14 protein-coding genes are annotated in these 16,456 nt (G+C 60.4%); 9 read left to right on the top strand and 5 right to left on the bottom strand.

Translation table 11 applies throughout. The features are described 5' to 3' along the window. Positions 1–103 precede the first annotated feature (103 nt). The 5 genes from KGL31_05925 to KGL31_05905 form a co-directional block, all read right to left on the bottom strand. A complete protein-coding gene (locus KGL31_05925) occupies positions 104–1,153 on the bottom strand; it encodes a Fic family protein (protein ID MDE2321443.1) in 1,050 nt (349 codons plus the stop codon). A gap of 3 nt (positions 1,154–1,156) precedes the next feature. Continuing rightward, positions 1,157–1,966, bottom strand: a complete 810-nt coding sequence (locus tag KGL31_05920) for a restriction endonuclease subunit S (GenBank protein ID MDE2321442.1) — start codon at positions 1,964–1,966, stop codon at positions 1,157–1,159. Positions 1,967–2,334: 368 nt separating this feature from the next. Then, a complete protein-coding gene (locus KGL31_05915) occupies positions 2,335–3,906 on the bottom strand; it encodes an SAM-dependent DNA methyltransferase (GenBank protein ID MDE2321441.1) in 1,572 nt (523 codons plus the stop codon). Positions 3,907–4,050: 144 nt separating this feature from the next. Beyond that, on the bottom strand, positions 4,051–4,227 hold the full coding sequence (locus KGL31_05910; protein MDE2321440.1) for a hypothetical protein: 177 nt from the start codon (positions 4,225–4,227) through the stop codon (positions 4,051–4,053). 3 nt (positions 4,228–4,230) lie between these two features. Further along, entirely contained in the window at positions 4,231–4,707 is a 477-nt protein-coding gene (locus tag KGL31_05905; GenBank protein ID MDE2321439.1) for a type II toxin-antitoxin system VapC family toxin, read from the bottom strand. 208 nt (positions 4,708–4,915) lie between these two features. Here KGL31_05905 and KGL31_05900 point away from each other — a divergent pair, with 208 nt between their 5' ends. The 9 genes from KGL31_05900 to KGL31_05860 all read left to right on the top strand — a co-directional run bounded on the left by KGL31_05900 (position 4,916) and on the right by KGL31_05860 (position 16,345). Continuing rightward, positions 4,916–5,404 (top strand): Mut7-C RNAse domain-containing protein, encoded by a 489-nt coding sequence (locus KGL31_05900; protein ID MDE2321438.1) that lies wholly within the window; start codon positions 4,916–4,918, stop codon positions 5,402–5,404. After that, positions 5,395–6,330: a methionyl-tRNA formyltransferase gene (gene fmt / locus KGL31_05895; GenBank protein ID MDE2321437.1), complete on the top strand. Its 936-nt coding sequence runs from the start codon at positions 5,395–5,397 to the stop codon at positions 6,328–6,330. Before KGL31_05900 ends, fmt begins: the two co-directional genes overlap by 10 nt. After that, positions 6,296–7,696, top strand: coding sequence for a 16S rRNA (cytosine(967)-C(5))-methyltransferase RsmB (rsmB, locus tag KGL31_05890; protein MDE2321436.1), 1,401 nt, complete (start codon positions 6,296–6,298; stop codon positions 7,694–7,696). The genes fmt and rsmB overlap by 35 nt, the downstream gene beginning before the upstream one ends. Further along, a complete protein-coding gene (locus KGL31_05885) occupies positions 7,693–8,223 on the top strand; it encodes a PASTA domain-containing protein (GenBank protein ID MDE2321435.1) in 531 nt (176 codons plus the stop codon). Before rsmB ends, KGL31_05885 begins: the two co-directional genes overlap by 4 nt. A gap of 624 nt (positions 8,224–8,847) precedes the next feature. After that, the gene (locus KGL31_05880; protein MDE2321434.1) at positions 8,848–10,092 is read left to right on the top strand and encodes a TolC family protein; all 1,245 of its coding nucleotides are present in this window, start codon (positions 8,848–8,850) and stop codon (positions 10,090–10,092) included. A gap of 9 nt (positions 10,093–10,101) precedes the next feature. Continuing rightward, the gene (locus KGL31_05875; protein ID MDE2321433.1) at positions 10,102–11,400 is read left to right on the top strand and encodes an efflux RND transporter periplasmic adaptor subunit; all 1,299 of its coding nucleotides are present in this window, start codon (positions 10,102–10,104) and stop codon (positions 11,398–11,400) included. An 18-nt stretch (positions 11,401–11,418) separates the two neighbouring features. Beyond that, complete coding sequence (locus KGL31_05870; protein MDE2321432.1) at positions 11,419–14,502, top strand: efflux RND transporter permease subunit; 3,084 nt, start codon at positions 11,419–11,421, stop codon at positions 14,500–14,502. 350 nt (positions 14,503–14,852) lie between these two features. Beyond that, positions 14,853–15,185: a hypothetical protein gene (locus KGL31_05865; GenBank protein MDE2321431.1), complete on the top strand. Its 333-nt coding sequence runs from the start codon at positions 14,853–14,855 to the stop codon at positions 15,183–15,185. 203 nt (positions 15,186–15,388) lie between these two features. Further along, positions 15,389–16,345, top strand: coding sequence for a hypothetical protein (locus KGL31_05860; GenBank protein ID MDE2321430.1), 957 nt, complete (start codon positions 15,389–15,391; stop codon positions 16,343–16,345). Positions 16,346–16,456 lie beyond the last annotated feature (111 nt).

Below are 16,456 nucleotides of genomic sequence, written 5' to 3'. Positions count from 1 at the left end.
CACCGTCATCCCGCTCCTGCCGATTTGTACCTTGAAAAGCCTTACGCCTGTCGCGATAGCCGTCGCGATACTGTCGCAATCCGTGTCGCGATACTGCCACGATTCATCGTAAGTATCTCTTTTTGAGGTGATAACGGACCGCCCGCGCTGCGCCGTAAGTGGTCGCAATGCCTGTCTCGACCAGACCCTTCAGATCGCGCTGAAGCGTGCGGCGGTGGACTCCTGGAGTGAGCGCCTCGAACTCCTCAATCCCGAGGTCGCCATGCTCCAGCATCACCTCCACGGCCACGGCCTGCCGCTCGTTCAGGCCATGCTCACGAACGAGGACGTCGCGGCGGATCGCCAGTACGCCGCGCTGCTTAACCTCGCTCATTTGTGTGGCGAGACCTTCGACGAAATACTCCAGCCAGCCGGTAAGATCCATATCCTGCTCGCGCACCAACTGCAGCGCAGCGTAGAACGGGCTCCGATCGCGGTCGTAGAACTCGCTCAACGTGAACAGACGCTTGAAGTCGTAGCCCGTGCGGTACAGGCAGAGCGTAGAGAGCAGCCGCGACGTCCGGCCGTTGCCGTCCACGAACGGATGGATGTGCACAAGCTGGAACTGCGCGATGCCGGACACCAGTACCGGGTGCACACCGGTATCCGCGCGCAACCATTCCACAAGCTCGCGCATCAGCGGCGGCACCTGCTCCGGGGGAGGCGGCGTGTAGATCACCTCGCGCGTCCGGCTGTTGACGACGTAGTTCTGGGTAGCGCGGTAGCGGCCGGGATCGGCCGCGCCGCCGCGGACGCCCTTGACCAGCCGCTTGTGAATCTCGCGGATCAAGCCTTCTGTCATCGGCTCGCCGCTCCCCAGGTAGTCCGAGACCAAGTTGAATGCCTCGCGGTAGTTGAGCAGCTCGCGGACATCGTCCCTGCTCGCCTCCTTCACCGCTTGGCCGGCCCACAATCGCTCCGCCTGTTCGAGCGTGAGTTGGGTGCCCTCGATATGTGTCGTATGATGCGCTTCCAGCAGCAGAGCGCGCTGGCTCATGCGCGCGATCCACGCTTCCGAGAGCGTCGCCGCCTCCAGAAAACCGCGCGCCCGCTCAATGGCCGTGAGCGAGGCCGTGATCGGGTTCGTGATCGTGAAGCGGGGAGCGAAGAGCATGGGCTACAACTCCCCCTGGAAGGCGCGGTGTTGGAGGGAGGCGAAGAGGAAATTAAGTTCAGTCAGCGAAGCTCGATGGGTGCGTTTCAGCGACTCGACGGCTAACACTCGACGTGCGAACTCGCGTTGGCTTACGAAGGGCGGCTCGGGAATCGTGATCGCCTGAAGCTCCGTCGCGTTGATATTCGCCATGCCAATGATGCTCTTGCACATCCCGCGAAGCACACGCTTGGTGTATCCAGTGTTGAGAAAGGCAGAGAGGTACTCGGGATCGTTGTCGCGGTTCATCCGCAAGCGGATCAGGTAGCCTGCGTAGGCCATCGGTTGTGTCGCGCGGAAGATCGCGGTCTTACCTACCAGTTCGGCACTATTGGTCCGATTGAACAGTACGTCACCAGTTCGTACCAGGTAGCGCTCACGTTGGCTCTCCTTCAAGTCCATGTACTTCATGTCCGTGAAATCTATCTCGCCGGTGCGCGTGATATTGTTCATCCTCAGCACCGGGAACTCGCCATTCGCCTCCGCCCTTTCGCTTGTTCCATAGCATGCCGATTCAAGAAGGGCACCAATCCTCCGAACAGGCCACCCCTTTGGGTTCGTGGCGGGGTCGCCGAACATGTCGAGAAAGATGGATTGGGTGAGGGTGTCGAGTTGGGCGAGGGCGGCGCGGCGCTTGGCCCGCAGCGCGTCCGCCTTGTCCAGGATCTCCGCAATCCGCCGCTGCTCGTGGAGGGGTAATGCCGGCAGCTTCGAATCAAGGATGATTCGATCGCTAATAGCGGGGTAGCTGGCACCCGTCGCTCTCCTGACCATATCGCCGATGAAGCGTGGAGACCTAACCCAGTGAAACAAATACCCACCGTCCAACTTCTCGGCATGCGGGCGAAGAACGCAAAATCCGGTTGAAGCTGTTGCACCGTCAAGCTCCGGTGGGACACGCGCAACTCCATTCAAGTTCGGTCGTACAGTGGATACGAGGACGTCGCCAGACCTCACGATTTGCCGCGCTCTGCTCGGAGCTTGTCGGCCCAGAAGTTCACGTGCACTGGTGATCACCTTACTGTCCTGATCAACGGCACTAAGGTCAATATAGGTAAAGGACCCATCAGGATTATCTCGCTCAGGAGTCCAAGATGAAACAGGTGCCACCATATCGCCAACTGCAACCGACGCTGGCGTGATCATCCCACCATCCCCTCCAACTCCTTCATCCCCCGCTGAATCTCTTCCTCCAGCTTCGCGAGGTCGGCCAGGATCGCCTTTGGTGCGCGATGCTCGACCTCCTCATGCACCACCTCCTTGTAGCGGTTGAGCGAAAGGTCGTAGCCGTACGCAATGATGTCAGCCTTGGGTACGCAGAAGCTCTGTGCGGTACGGGGGCGTTTCAATTCCCCCTCACCCTGACCCTCTCCCTCCACGGGGGCGAGGGGATGAAGAGTGCGCCAGCGCGTCAGCACATCGGGCAGGTTGTTCTTGCTGTATTCTTCTTCGCTGAGCGGCGTGCGCGGTACAGGGCCGAGTTTCTCCTCGGGTAGGAGCGGCGTGCGCTTGTCGTCGAGGCTCCAACCATCGGCCTCGACGTCGTAGAACCAGACGTAGTCGGTACCGCCGGAGTTGGTCTTAGTGAAGATAAGGATCGCGGTGGAGACGCCCGCGTACGGCTTGAAGACGCCGCCGGGCAACGACACCACGGCATCGAGCTTCTGCTCTTCCACCAGAATGCGGCGCAGCTCCTTGTGCGCCTTGCTGGAGCCGAAGAGCACGCCGTCGGGCACGATCACCGCGGCGCGGCCGCCCGGCTTCAAGAGCCGCAGGAACAGCGCGACGAAGAGCAACTCCGTCTGCTTGGTCTTGACGATCTGCAGCAGGTCCTTGGCGGTGTTCTCGTAGTCGAGGCTGCCGGCGAAGGGCGGATTGGCCAGAACCAGCGTGTACTTCTCCTCCTCACCCGCGTGGTCCTGCGCCAGCGAGTCGCGGTAGCGGATGTCCGGGTTCTCCACGCCGTGCAGCAGCATGTTCATGCTGCCGATGCGCAGCATCGTGTTATCGAAGTCAAAGCCGTGAAACATACGATGGTGGAAGTGCTCCCTGAGCGTCGCGTTGTGCAGAAGGTTCGGGTGGCGCTCGCGCAGGTACTCGCCTGTCGCGACAAGGAAGCCCGCCGTCCCGCAGGCCGGGTCGCAGATCACGTCGGTGGGCTGCGGCGCCGTCAGCTCAACCATCAGTCGGATGATGTGGCGCGGCGTCCGGAACTGGCCGTTCTGCCCGGCGGCGGCGATCTTACCGAGCATGTACTCGTAGACGTCGCCCTTAGTGTCGCGCTCCTCCATCGGGACGTGGTCGAGCATGTCCACCACCCTGGCCAGGAGCGCGGGCGTGGGGATGGTGAAACGCGCATCCTTCATGTGGTGGGAATACGTGGACCCGTTGCCGCCGAGGGTGCGGAGCCAGGGGAAGACATGCTCACTGACCACGGTGTACATCTCGGCTGGCGCGAAGTGCTTGAAGCGGGACCAGCGAAAGTCCTCGTACGCGCGGCCCCTGGGGCCCTTGCCTTCCGGGAACACTCGCCGCTCCATCGGCTTTTTGAGCCGGGCGGACTTGTTCTCCTCCAGCGTGTGCAGGTCGTCGAGCCTGCGGATGAACAGCAGGTAGGTAATCTGCTCGATCACCTCCAGCGGATTGGAGATGCCGCCCGACCAGAACGAATCCCAGATACGATCGACCTGGCTCTTGATGTCACCGGTAATCATAGTCTGGTCCTTGTCAGCGATGTTGTACGTCGGCGAGCGACTGAGAGGCCCCTAACGGGGTTGCGAGGGCAAGTCACAGCCGGATGATACAGCACTTCATTTTACTGTCGCCTGGAGCGCCAAGGTCGGCGTCCCCACCGCAACTCAGCCGGCCTTCGCCCAGGGCTGCGGCTTCTTCGGCGGCAGCGAAACGAGCTTTCGTCTGCTCCGCCGTTCTTCCTCCTTGAGGGCCTGACAGATGGCGTCGAGGTCGTAGCGGTACTTGGCGGCGTGGCGTTCGCGCACACGTCGCACTTCTTCGACAATCGGATCTTTCCACATCGGTTACTCTCCCATAAGCTCTTCTGGGGTACAGATGACCGGGACGCCGTACCCATGATTGTAGGCCACGGCGGCCACCACGTTACGAATCTCAGCATTCGCGATGTGCTTGCAGTTCCATGTAAGCAGGTAGTCCATGCCGTGAACCGTCGCCAACGCGATATGGAGCGCATCCTCGGTAGCCTTCTTCGGTAGGGCTGCTGCCTTCGCAACTGCGGCCGCAAGCGCTTTGACGGCGTCGTTGGTCTCCAGAGCGGGCACGCCCCTGAGCACAGCAAATCGGCGTTTGACCGCGTCGGGATCGCCCTCGCCCGCTTCCCTTACGACGATATGCGAGCAATAGAGATCAAATCGCTTACGGTGCCTCCACCATCGGCGCGTTACGGTCTGGTGTGCAACAACGATCGGATCGCGGGTCTGCCGCGCAGTGAGGTGGCTCACGACGGTTGTCTCCAGGTAGACCTTGGCTCTCGCACTCATTGTTCACTCAGTGACGTGGGTACAGTTCGCCGCATCGCACAGTATCGATTACCAAAACGGGGCTTTCCGCAGAGAAGTTCCCGACTCACAGCGTTGTATCGCGCCGATTCTCCTGCCTTTCTGAGGACTTGTCAAGGTTCGACCTATTGGTATGCTATAGTCACTGGTGCGCGGGGTATCTTCAGCATACCAAGGATACAGACGATCAATGAAGAATGGAACAACGATGCGGTTTGTGGCCGATGCGATGTTGGGTCGGTTGGCTAAGTGGCTTCGCCTGTTAGGCTACGATACGCTCTACTGGCGGGGCGACGATGCCAGGCTGGTGCGCCTGGTGTTGGCAGAGAACCGGGTGCTGCTCACCCGCGACACCCACCTGCCGCCCCGGCTACCGCCCCATCTGACCCTCTTCATCACCAGCGACCACTACGATAAGCAGCTTGACCAAGTGATTACTCGCCTTGGGTTGTCGCCCGGGATCGGCTGCTTGTGCATGCGCTGTAATCTTCCCCTTGAGCCTGCCGACAAGGTGGGGCTGCAGGGTGAGATTCCCGAGTTCGTCTGGCGGACACAGGAACGGTTCGCCCGCTGCCCGGGTTGCCTTCGGATCTATTGGGAAGGGACGCATTACGCTCGAATGATGGAAACCATTGAGAGGGTCTCTGCCGCAAAGAAAGGGAATGGCCGATGCGCGTAAGCTTCATGGGTACGCCAATGTTCGCGCTACCGTCGCTCAAGGCGCTCATTGCTGCCGGCCATGATATCTGCCTGGTTGTGACCCAACCGGATCGGCCGGCCGGACGCGGCCGCGTCACCACCCCGCCACCAGTGAAACTCGCGGTCCAGGAGCTCGAGTTACCATTGCTGCAGCCGGAAAAGGTGGGCGAGCCTGCGGCGGTTGAGGCGCTGCAGGCGGCTCAGCCGGATGCCATCGTCGTCGTCGCCTATGGCCAGCTCCTGCCGAAACGGATCCTCGACTTGCCGCCGCACGGCTGCCTGAATCTCCATGCCTCGCTCCTGCCCAGGTATCGCGGCGCAGCACCGATCCCATGGGCCATCATTCGCGGCGACACCCTGACAGGAGTCACCATCATGCAGATGGAGGCTCGAATGGATGCCGGACCCATCCTGCGGCAACGAGCCGAGCCGATTCAACCGCACGATACGGCTGTAACGCTCTCCGAACGACTGGCCGTTCTGGGGGCGGAGCAGTTATGCCAGGTCCTTAATCAGGTAGGACGTGAGACAGTCTACCCGGTCCCGCAGGACGAGCGTATGGCGACCTATGCGCCGAAGCTTCTCCCCGTCGATACGCATCTGGAGTGGCCTCGTGATGCGCGGACACTTGATTGCCTGATTCGGGGCTTGTGTCCGGCACCAGGAGCGATCACCAGCTTCGGCGGGCGGCGCGTCAAGGTGCTGGAAGCGACAGTGGAGACAGCAGCCGACTCTCCTCCCGGCACCGTGTGTGCGGTCGATCGCGAGAGGGGGGTATTGATCGCCGCCGGACAGGGGGGGCTGTGGCTTACACACGTACAGCCTGAGGATCGCCGCGCTATGGCGGCCGTCGACTTCGCGAGGGGATACCGTGTCCGCACTGGTGACGTCTTTGGATCGTCCTAGCGCTGCGCCAATCAACGCGCGGCGTCTTACGCTCGATGTGTTAACCCAGGTCGAAGAGCAGCAGGCCTACGCCAGCCTACTACTGGACGCCAGACTCCAGAGGGCTCGCCTTTCGCAACAGGACCGGGCACTCGCCACTGAGCTGACGTATGGCATCCTCCGCTGGCAGGGTCGATTAGATTACCTGCTGGCCGCCGTGACCGACCGACCCTGGGAGCGGGTCGACCCGATACTGCGCCGCCTGCTGCGCCTCGGCGCGTATCAACTCCTCTTTCTCACACGCATCCCCGCCTATGCCGCCGTTAACGAGACCGTCACCCTGACTCAAGAGGTCATGCGCAGCCAACTCAAGCCTGGCGCTAAAGCCTTCGTTAATGCGATCTTGCGCCGATTGCTGGAGCGGCAGGGCACAATCCGCTTTCCCGATCCCTCCGACGATCCGGTTGGCGCCCTCGCGACACGCTGGTCGCACCCGTCCTGGCTGGTTGCACGCTGGCTCGCGCGTCTAGGACCGGCCGAGACCGAGGCTTTGCTCAAGGCCAACAACGGTATCCCTACGTTGTCCGTCGTGGTCAACCATCTGAAGCGTCGGCCCGAAGAGGTGCAGGCTCGCCTTACCGAGATCACGCGTTCAGTCACGCCGGGCCGATTCGTCCCGGGCGTCTTTCACCTGATCGACGGCGCCGAGGCGCTGCATGACCCGGCATTCGCGAATGGCTGGTACTTCCCGATGGACGAGGCGGCGACCTTGCCGGTCCTCCTGCTGGATCCCCAACCCGGCGAAGTGGTGTTGGATGCCTGCGCCGGCGGCGGCGGGAAGACGGCCCTGATTCTGGGACAGCTCATGGGAAGCGGGCGAGTGATCGCGCTCGACCCGAGCGCCCGCGCCAACCGACGCCTCCGGGAGGCCAGGGCGCGCCTGGGTCTTGATCGAGTCTTCCCGGTCCAAGCCGATGCCAGGCAGGCAACGCGATTATTCACGCGCCAGATGGACAGGGTTTTGGTAGACGCACCATGCAGCGGACTCGGCACTCTCAGACGCCATCCGGAGCGAAAGTGGCAGCAGCAAGAGACAGGGTTGGCAGCCCTGGCGCGCCTGCAACTAGAGCTGCTTCATGGTATGGCGCCGGTGCTCATGCCTGGAGGATTCCTGGTCTACAGCACCTGTTCGCTCGAACCGGAGGAGACCGACGCCGTGATTGGGACGTTCCTGCGTGATTTCCCGGAGTTTACTGTCGACGCCCCTGGTGGCCTTCCTGCAACGATCGGGGAGCTGATCGATTCCAACGGCGCCCTTCGCACCTGGCCGCACCGGCACGGTCTCGACGGCTTCTACGCCATCCGACTTCGCCGGGGAGACAGATGAGATTCCTCCGGCTGTTGCGCAAGGGGCTCGCGGCAACTCTGATCCTCACTGCTGTGGCTGTCGTGAGCGGCGCAATCACAATCTGGCTTGCGGCCGATAAGGACAAGGTACAGCTTTCGCGGGTCATCGGGATGGACTCTACGGCTGCTCTCGAACTGCTGCGCGGGCAGGGCCTTCAGCCAAAAGTGAGCGGTCGGGAGTACAGTGAAGAGGTTCCGCAAGATGCCATCTTGTTCCAACGACCTGCCAGTGGCTCGTGGGTTAGGAAAAACAGCGAGATCCGCCTGGTGGTCAGCCAAGGCAGCGACGCGGTCGCACTCCCCAGTCTGGCCGGACTACCCCTCTCGGAGGCTAAAGCGCTCCTGCAAGCACCCGGTATCACGCTTGGCCGGGTGGCACAGGTCCATTCGTCGGAATATCCCAAGGGAGCAGTAATTGCCCAGGATCCTGAGGCCGGCGCCCTTGTTCGAAGGGGAAGCCCGGTTGCGGTTCTACTCAGCCTGGGTCAGCTCGATAACATGCCGTAAATCTGTGAGCCGCTTGACACGACAGCGGATCGACTGATAGACTGATGGCGATCGAGGGGTGCCCAAGGCTATTAAAAGCTGCCTCCGGAAGTGACCAGGCCGTGGAGGTTACACGCTGTGAAGATCCGGCAAATTGTTACCCGTGTTCTCCTTTTAGTGTACGTCGGCCTTCCACTTCTGCACGGCGAGGCAATCGGTTCTGATAGCTACCCTCTGTTGAGTACCATCGGGATCTCATCCTCCACCAGCAACCGGCAACTCGACTTGTACTCCAGAGTCTCCGAGTCGCAAGGAACGCCTGATGGCCGGCCGGCCTCAACAACGCCATTGATCCCGCACTGCGATTTTGAAGTCAGCCCGATCGATCAGCCACCCCCCTGTCTCTTTGCTCCTCCGGGATCCGTCAGGGCACGCAACGATCAACGTCCCACATCCCCTCTCTCTTTCACAATCGATATAGCCTCCCCACCGCCTCGTCAGACGTAATCTTCCTTTCAGTTCTCACGATTGTGAGTATGCCTCATAGTCGTGAGAGGCGTTGCCCCGTTCTCCTTCATCCAACGACGTAAGCCGTAAGGCGTTGGGATATGTCCAACGTGACGTTATGCGAGGGATGGTAGACAAATGAGACGCAGGTATCTTGGCGGCTTTGTGATCTCTCTCCTGATCTGGTGCAGTACACCTCTTTCCGCCGACGCCCAACTCCATGAGCTCCCGCGAATGCTTTCGCTGGCCGATGCGTTGCAAATCGCGGCGAGTCGCAACCCTGGTCTGCAGACAGAGACGACGGCCAAACAGATCGCGCGTGGCGACGCGACCACCGCCGCGATGCTACCGAACCCACAGCTTTCGCTCAGATCAGAAGGGTTTCATGGGGGATCGTTCATAGATCGACAGGAGCTCTTCTTTGAAGTCAGCCAGGAGATTCAGACAGCCGGCAAGCGTTCCCAGCAAATTGCCGTCGCAGGGGCGAATCTCCGCGCGACTGAGGCCGACGTCGACAATACGGCCCGTCTACTCCGATTCGCGGTCAAGCAGGCGTATTACCAGATCGTGCTGGCCAAGACTGATCTTGCTGTAGCCCGCGAGCTGCTGGCCGACTTTGATCGGACCATTCGCTCCAAGGAAGAGCAGTTCCGCCTCGGAGAGATCTCGGGGGTGGAGTTGAGGCGTGTGCAGGTTGAGCGCTTCAGAGTGTTTGACGACGTAGTCGCGGGCGAACTGAACCTCAAGCAGGCCAAGGCCACGCTCCTGGCGCTGTTTGGCGTCTCGGACTCGACAGTCGAATTCGATGTCACTGAAGAGCTTGGCAAGGGCGAACCGATCGACAGCCTGACACCGTTGCATGCCGAGGCTCTGCAGACCCGCCCGGACCTTAAAGCCCAGCGCCAACGAGTCATCCGATCTCGCGAACAGCTCGGGCTTGAGCAGGCGCGGCGCTTCCCGAATCTGTTTCCCTTCGTGGGCTATAAGCGGGACTTCAGCGAAGATACCGTCTTATTTGGCATCGCGGCTCCTCTGCCCCTCTTCAATCGAAACCAGGGGGGCATCGTTCGGGCCAAGGCAGAAGAGGAGCGAGAAGCATTCCAATACAAGCGACTGGAAACTCAGGCGCTCTTGGAGGTGGATCAGGCCTTTAACAGGTTTGAGAGTGAACGCCGGCGCCTCGAAGGATTGGAGACCCAATACCTGCCCAAGGCCCGCGAATCGCGGGAGATTGCCGAGGCCGCACACAAGCTGGGAGCCATCGATCTCACAGCGTTTCTGGACGCGCAGCGGGCCTTTCGAGAGGTCCAGCGGCTCTACAACCGCTCCCTGTACGAACTGAGCATTGCCAGGTTTCAAGTGGAAGCGGCCGTCGGCCGGTAGGGGTACACGATGATGACGATGATTGGACATCCGTTCGTTAGATCTGCACTTCGTGCTTGGAGCTTCGCGCTTCGGGCCCCCTTATTGCCAACGGTCATCATAGCGGTAGCCCTAACGCTAGCGGCCTGCAGCCGCGCCCCCGAAGAAAAAAAAGTTGAATCCAAAGTCGAGCAGAGAGACGGCAAGATTACGATTTCAGCCGAGGTTCAGGGCAAGTTCGGATTTGCCACTGCTCGACCGCAGCGGGTTGCTCCAATCCGGGTCATTGAAGCCACAGCCGCGATCGCACCGGATCCGGCGCGCGTGAGCCACATCGCCCCTATCGCCAAAGGGCGGATCGAAAGAGTCCATGTGCAGGTTGGCGATTCAGTAAACCAGGGCGCCCCGCTCTTCGAGTATGACAATATCGAGTTGGGAGAGGCTATCGGAGACTATATGGCAGAGTTTGCTGATCTCCGACGAGACCTGGCCAACCTGTATCATGCGCAGCAGTCGTTGGACCGCGCCCAATTGCTGCTCAAAAAAGAAGCCATCGCTGAAAAAGAGGTCCATGTCCGTGAGGCGGAGCGCCGAGTCGCCGAAGCGGCGGTCGCGAGTCGGCATGCGCGAATCGCGCGGGTGAAGGAGAAGCTGTATCGCTTCGGGATGACCGAGGAGCAGATCGACGCGCTGTCGACCAGCTACGAGAAGTCGCTCCGTCGTGAGGCCTCGTACACCATCGTCAAGGCGCCGATCAGTGGCGTGATCATTAAGCAGGAGGGGGCACCAGGCGAGGTGGTCGGTCCTGAAAAAGAACTTCTGTCGATCGCCGACCTCTCCCATGTGTGGACGCTGGTAGATATCTACGAGAAGGATCTGGGCCAGGTTCGACGTGGGACAACCGCTGAAATCAACGTTGAGGCCTACCCGGGTGAAACCTTCTACGGCACCATCGGCTATGTCGCCGATCTGCTCGATCCACAAACACGGACAGCCAAGGCGCGAGTGGAGATTCAGAATCCTCAACGGAAATTAAAGCTCGGGATGTTCGCAACCGTCCGGCTTCGAGCCAAGACTGCCGACGGATCTGCCACGGTTACGGCGATTCCTTCATCGGCCATTCAGAAGATCGATGGGCAGCCATCTGTGTTCGTCAAACTCGATCCGGTGACGTTTGCGCGGCGGAAGGTAAAGCTTGGACCCGCATCAGGAGACCTCGTTGAGGTCGCCGAAGGTCTCAGAGGCGACGAAGAACTTGTGACCACCGGCAGTTTTACGCTCAAGTCTGAGTTCCTCAAGGAACAAATCACCCAGGGGCAGGGGCAATAACCTCCGGAGGAATCTTCCATGCTCCAGCGCATTTTTGAGCTTTCTTTGGAGAATCGATTTCTTGTCTTGATCCTGACCGCTCTGCTCGTCCTCGGAGGAATTATGGCCTTGCGCGACCTGCCGATTGATGCTGTCCCGGACATCACGACGGTCCAGGTACAGGTTCTTACCAAAACAGCGCCCATGGGCCCAGTGGAAGTAGAGCGATATGTCACCTTCCCGATCGAAGCGGCCATGAGCGGTCTACCGGACCTGCAAGAGCTTCGCTCGGTGAGCCGATTCGGTCTATCGGCTGTCACCATCGTGTTCAAGGATCACGTCAACGCCTACTTTGCTCGACAACTGGTGGCCGAACGGATGGCTACAGCCAAAGAGCAGATTCCCGCAGGGTTCGGGACGCCCGACCTCGCGCCGATCTCCACAGGGCTGGGCGAGGTCTACCAGTTCGTGGTGAAGGGCGATAGTTTTACGCCAATGCAATTGCGCGAGATCCTCGATTGGCAGATCGCGTACAGGCTGCGTACGGTCCCAGGGGTCGTGGAAGTATCGCAATGGGGCGGGTACACGAAGCAGTACCACGTCATCGTAGACCAGAGAAAACTCGTCTCGTACCGAATTCCTATCGGGCGGGTGTTTGAGGAACTTGAAAAGAATAACGCCATCGCCGGCGGCGGCTATATTGAGCACAACGGCGAGGCGTATGTGATTCGAGGCGAGGGGCTGGTCGAAAACCAGGACGACCTGTCCCGGATCATGATAGGCACCGGACCGGGCGGCACGCCGATTACGGTGGCTCAACTGGGTCAGGTGAGAATCGACTCGATGCCCCGGATCGGGGCGGCGACCCGAAATGCTGAAGGAGAGACGGTGGTCGCCATGACGCTGATGCTTCGCGGCGGCAACGGTCGCGTCGTGGCTGAGCGGATTAAAGACGAGGTGGAGCGGATGAAATCGACTCTGCCATCCGGGGTCTCCATTGAGCCGTACTATGACCGATCAGATCTCGTCAACAAGGTCATCCGAACCGTCACCAACAATCTGATCGAGGGAGCGCTGCTGGTCGTTGCCGTTCTGCTCTTGCTCCTCGGCAACCTCCGAGGCGGCCTGATCGTCGCCGCAGCGATCCCCCTCTCCATGCTGGTCGCCTTCACGGGAATGGTGCAGACGGGAATCTCCGGCAATCTGATGAGCCTAGGCGCGATCGATTTCGGGCTGATCGTGGACGGCGCGGTGGTGATGATTGAAAATATCATTCGGCATCTGGCGGAAGAGCGCAGCGTACGACGAGAGGAACGTCCCCTCATTATCCTCCGAGCCGGGCGCGAGGTCCTGCGGCCCATCTTCTTCGCCGTCAGCATTATCGTCATCGTCTACCTGCCGATCCTCACGTTACAGGGCGTCGAGGGGAAGATGTTCAAGCCGATGGCGTTCACGGTCATCTTCGCCCTCATTGGATCGCTGATCCTATCGTTTACGCTGATGCCGGTTCTGGCGTCTCTCTTTCTGCAGGGGTCGATCAGCGAGGGCGATTCATGGCTCCTCCGCCGCGTGAAGATTCTGTACCTGCCGCGACTCGCGTGGTGTGTTCACCACCCGAAAATGACGGCCCTTGTGGCGGCATCGGCCTTTGTCATCAGCCTCGCGTTTGTGCCGTTTCTCGGCGGAGAGTTTATTCCGCAACTCGACGAGGGTGATATTGTGTTGCAGACCTGGCGTCTCCCGAGCACCGCGTTAGATCAATCAATCAAGGACTCTCATGAGATTGAGCGTACCCTCCTGCGTTTTCCGGAGGTGCGGCAGGTGGTGTCGAGAATCGGGTCTCCCGAAGTGGCGACCGACGTGATGGGGATGGAGGCATCCGATGTCTTCGTGGCTCTCCGACCGCATAGCGAGTGGAAGCCTGGCATGACAAAAGAGAAGTTGATCGATCAGCTCGCTGCGGCCCTCTCGTCAGAGGTTCCTGGCGTAGGCATGAGCTTTACCCAGCCGATCGAGATGCGTTTCAACGAAATGATCGCCGGCGTCCGGTCCGATGTCGGGCTGAAGATTTTCGGGGACGATCTCAACGTCTTAAAAGGAAAGGGCGACCAGGCAGCCCACATCCTGCGACAGATCCCTGGTGGCCAGGATGTCCGGGTCGAGCAGGTGACCGGCCTCCCGGCCCTGCGGATTCAGGTGGACCGGCGGCGGATCGCCAGGTATGGTATCAACGCCGCGGATGTCCTGGCTGCTGTGGAGGCTGCCGGCGCCGGGAGAGTAGTAGGAACGGTCTTTGAAGGGCAGCGGCGATTCCCCCTGGTTGTCCGAGCGGCCGGCAGCAGCCGTACTGATCTGCCTTCCTTCCAGGACTTGCCGGTGGCGGCGCCAAACGGCGCCCTTATCCCCTTAGCCCAACTGGCCTCTGTCAGTATCGAAGAGGGCCCGGCCCAGGTGAGTCGTGAAGATATCAGCCGGCGGATCGTTGTGGAAGCGAATGTGAGAGGTCGTGACCTAAGCTCATTTGTGCGCGAGGCGCAGGACCGAATTGCCAAAGAACTCACACTGCCTTCGGGCTATCATCTCAAATGGGGCGGGCAGTTTGAAAACCTGGCGCGGGCAACCAGTCGCCTGGCCATCGTGGTTCCTCTCTCGCTGTGCCTGATCTTTGTCCTGCTGTACACCACCTTTAATGCAGTCCGACCTGCGCTGCTGATCTTCCTGAACGTCCCGCTGGCGGTGACCGGTGGGGTTCTTGCCCTGGCCACGCGCGGATTACCGTTCAGTATTTCGGCAGGCGTAGGCTTCATTGCGCTGTTCGGGGTGGCTGTCCTGAATGGCGTGGTCCTGATGAGCTATATCCTGCACCTTCGCGAGGAAGGGTTGTCGGCGCGTGATGCCGCGTTGAAGGCCGCCGAGATCCGTCTACGGCCGGTCTTGATGACGGCGTTGGTCGCCGGTCTCGGATTCATCCCGATGGCGCTGTCCCATGGCGTGGGCGCCGAGGTCCAGCGCCCGCTGGCTACCGTCGTCATCGGCGGCCTGGTGACATCCACACTGCTGACACTCTTCGTGCTGCCGAGCCTCTACCGCTGGTTTGAGCGCGACGCCGCAGACTCTGCCTAATCCTCCGAGATATTTGTTGAATCCACTGGGGGTTAATTCCCCGCGGCTTGCCGCGAGTGCGTCATACCGGCGGAAGCCGGTATCCAGAGCGCTACAGTCAAGATACAAGGGTCCGACTGGATTCCGTGTCAAGCACCTGTCTGCGCCTGCCTGTCGCGTGTGCGACGCAGACAGGTGCGGAGACGCACAGGCAGGCGGAATGACGGGCCGGAACAGAAGACGATACCCCGTAGCTTGCTGCGGGGCAGTTCATTCTTTTTCGCTTGACAGCAGTAATCCGGCTTCGATAGCCTACAAATAGTTGAGGAGTATGCTAAGGTCAGCCCAGGAAGCAGGATTGCATAACTTCAATGCACAGACTACATCAACGGTCCATGGTTCGCCTGCGCCTCAAATCACTTGCGGTTGCATCCTTGGGCTTTTACCTGCTACTCAATGCCTTCCTCACTCACTGCCTCGTCCAGCCCCACAACGGGCACCTGCAAAGTCAGGCCAATAGTCGTCTCGCTTCGATCTGCATCTGGGTTCACAAGACCGTTGCGCCTCATGCGCCGTCAACAGGGGTGATTCTGCCTGTAGTTGCGTCGACTCTGTTTATCCTGGTGCCGCTTCTCCCGCGTTTGTCCCAGTTTCAGATCATCAAGCGTACCGGTCGATCTCCGCCCCTGTTTTCCCTCGCGTGACTCGCCCCAATCGACGTTTCTGACGCTCAGCGAACCTGCTTCCGGCAGAATTTCCAGAAATTGCCCTAACTGCCGAGTCCGCGTCTCATTACAGTATTGGTTTCATCAACGCGACCATCGGCCGCCGGCCAGGATTCCGAGAGCGTCACAAGTCAACGGCTTATTTCTATCAGCGTCCGATTTGCGTTCAGGAGGGAGAGATCGTGCATCGCGAGACCAGATGGCGTAGTGTATGTTCGTTGGTGTTGGGCATTGCTGTTGTGATCGCGTTGCCGGCATCCGGTTGGGCTCATGGCGTCGTGGGAAAGCGGTGGTTCCCATCGACGATTGTTGTCGAGGACTCGTTCGTCTCTGACGAGGCTGCCATTACGGCCGGCCACCGCAGAGAGCCGGAGGCGCTTACAACTGATTTCGACGCAGAGATCTCAAAACGATTGACCCCAGATCTGGCGATCACGCTCGGCGGTTCGTATCACATTATTAGGCCTCGTGGCGACGCTGCGGAAGAGGAGGGTGCTACCTCTGGCTTCGATAATCCGGAGTTCGGCCTCCGCTATCAGTTCATTCGGAATGCTCTTCATGAGGTGGCAGCCACCGCTGCTGTGAAGGTTTCGCCTGGCGGCGTCGGGCAGAGGCGAATCGGCCGACTCTCGGGCACGACCGTCAGCCCGGCCCTTCAGATCGGCAAAGGGTTCGGCGATCTCCCGGACTGGGCCGACTGGATCAAGCCGGTTGCGGTCACCACGTCGCTCGGCTTCGACCTGCGCGCCAACCGCAATGAGCGGGAAGACGACGCCCAGCATACCTTCACTTGGGGAGTTGCCGTAATGTACAGCATCCCGTATCTACAATCGTATGTAAAAGATGTGGGCATTGCCTGGCCGTTCAACCGTCTGTTCCCCGTCGTGGAGTTCAATGGAGAAACCAAGATCAGCGGGCCTAACAATGGAACACACACCGCCTTTGCCAACCCCGGGCTGGTCTGGGCCGGGAAGTACTTCGAGCTCGCAGCCTCGGCGCAAATACCCCTCAACGATACGGTCGGGCGCCATACGGGAGCCCTAGTGATGCTCCACATCTTCCTCGACGATATCGCTCCTGACATTTTTACCTGGACACCGTTCCATGGCGTCTTGGGCCCCCAAACGCTGCCACGATAACCGGTTGCCGGGGCGCTGGAGCAGCCCTGCTGCTCTCGCAGCAGGGCTGCTCCTGATGGCCACATCGGCCTGGAGCCACTCCTTCCCCGACCACTCAGACCCGCGAGTCGG

The sequence above is a fragment of the Candidatus Methylomirabilota bacterium genome, assembly GCA_028870115.1.
In the GTDB taxonomy this organism is placed as follows: domain Bacteria; phylum Methylomirabilota; class Methylomirabilia; order Methylomirabilales; family Methylomirabilaceae; genus Methylomirabilis.
The sequence above is the reverse complement of the archived record's forward strand: the minus strand, read 5'-3'. Positions and strand labels throughout refer to the sequence as shown.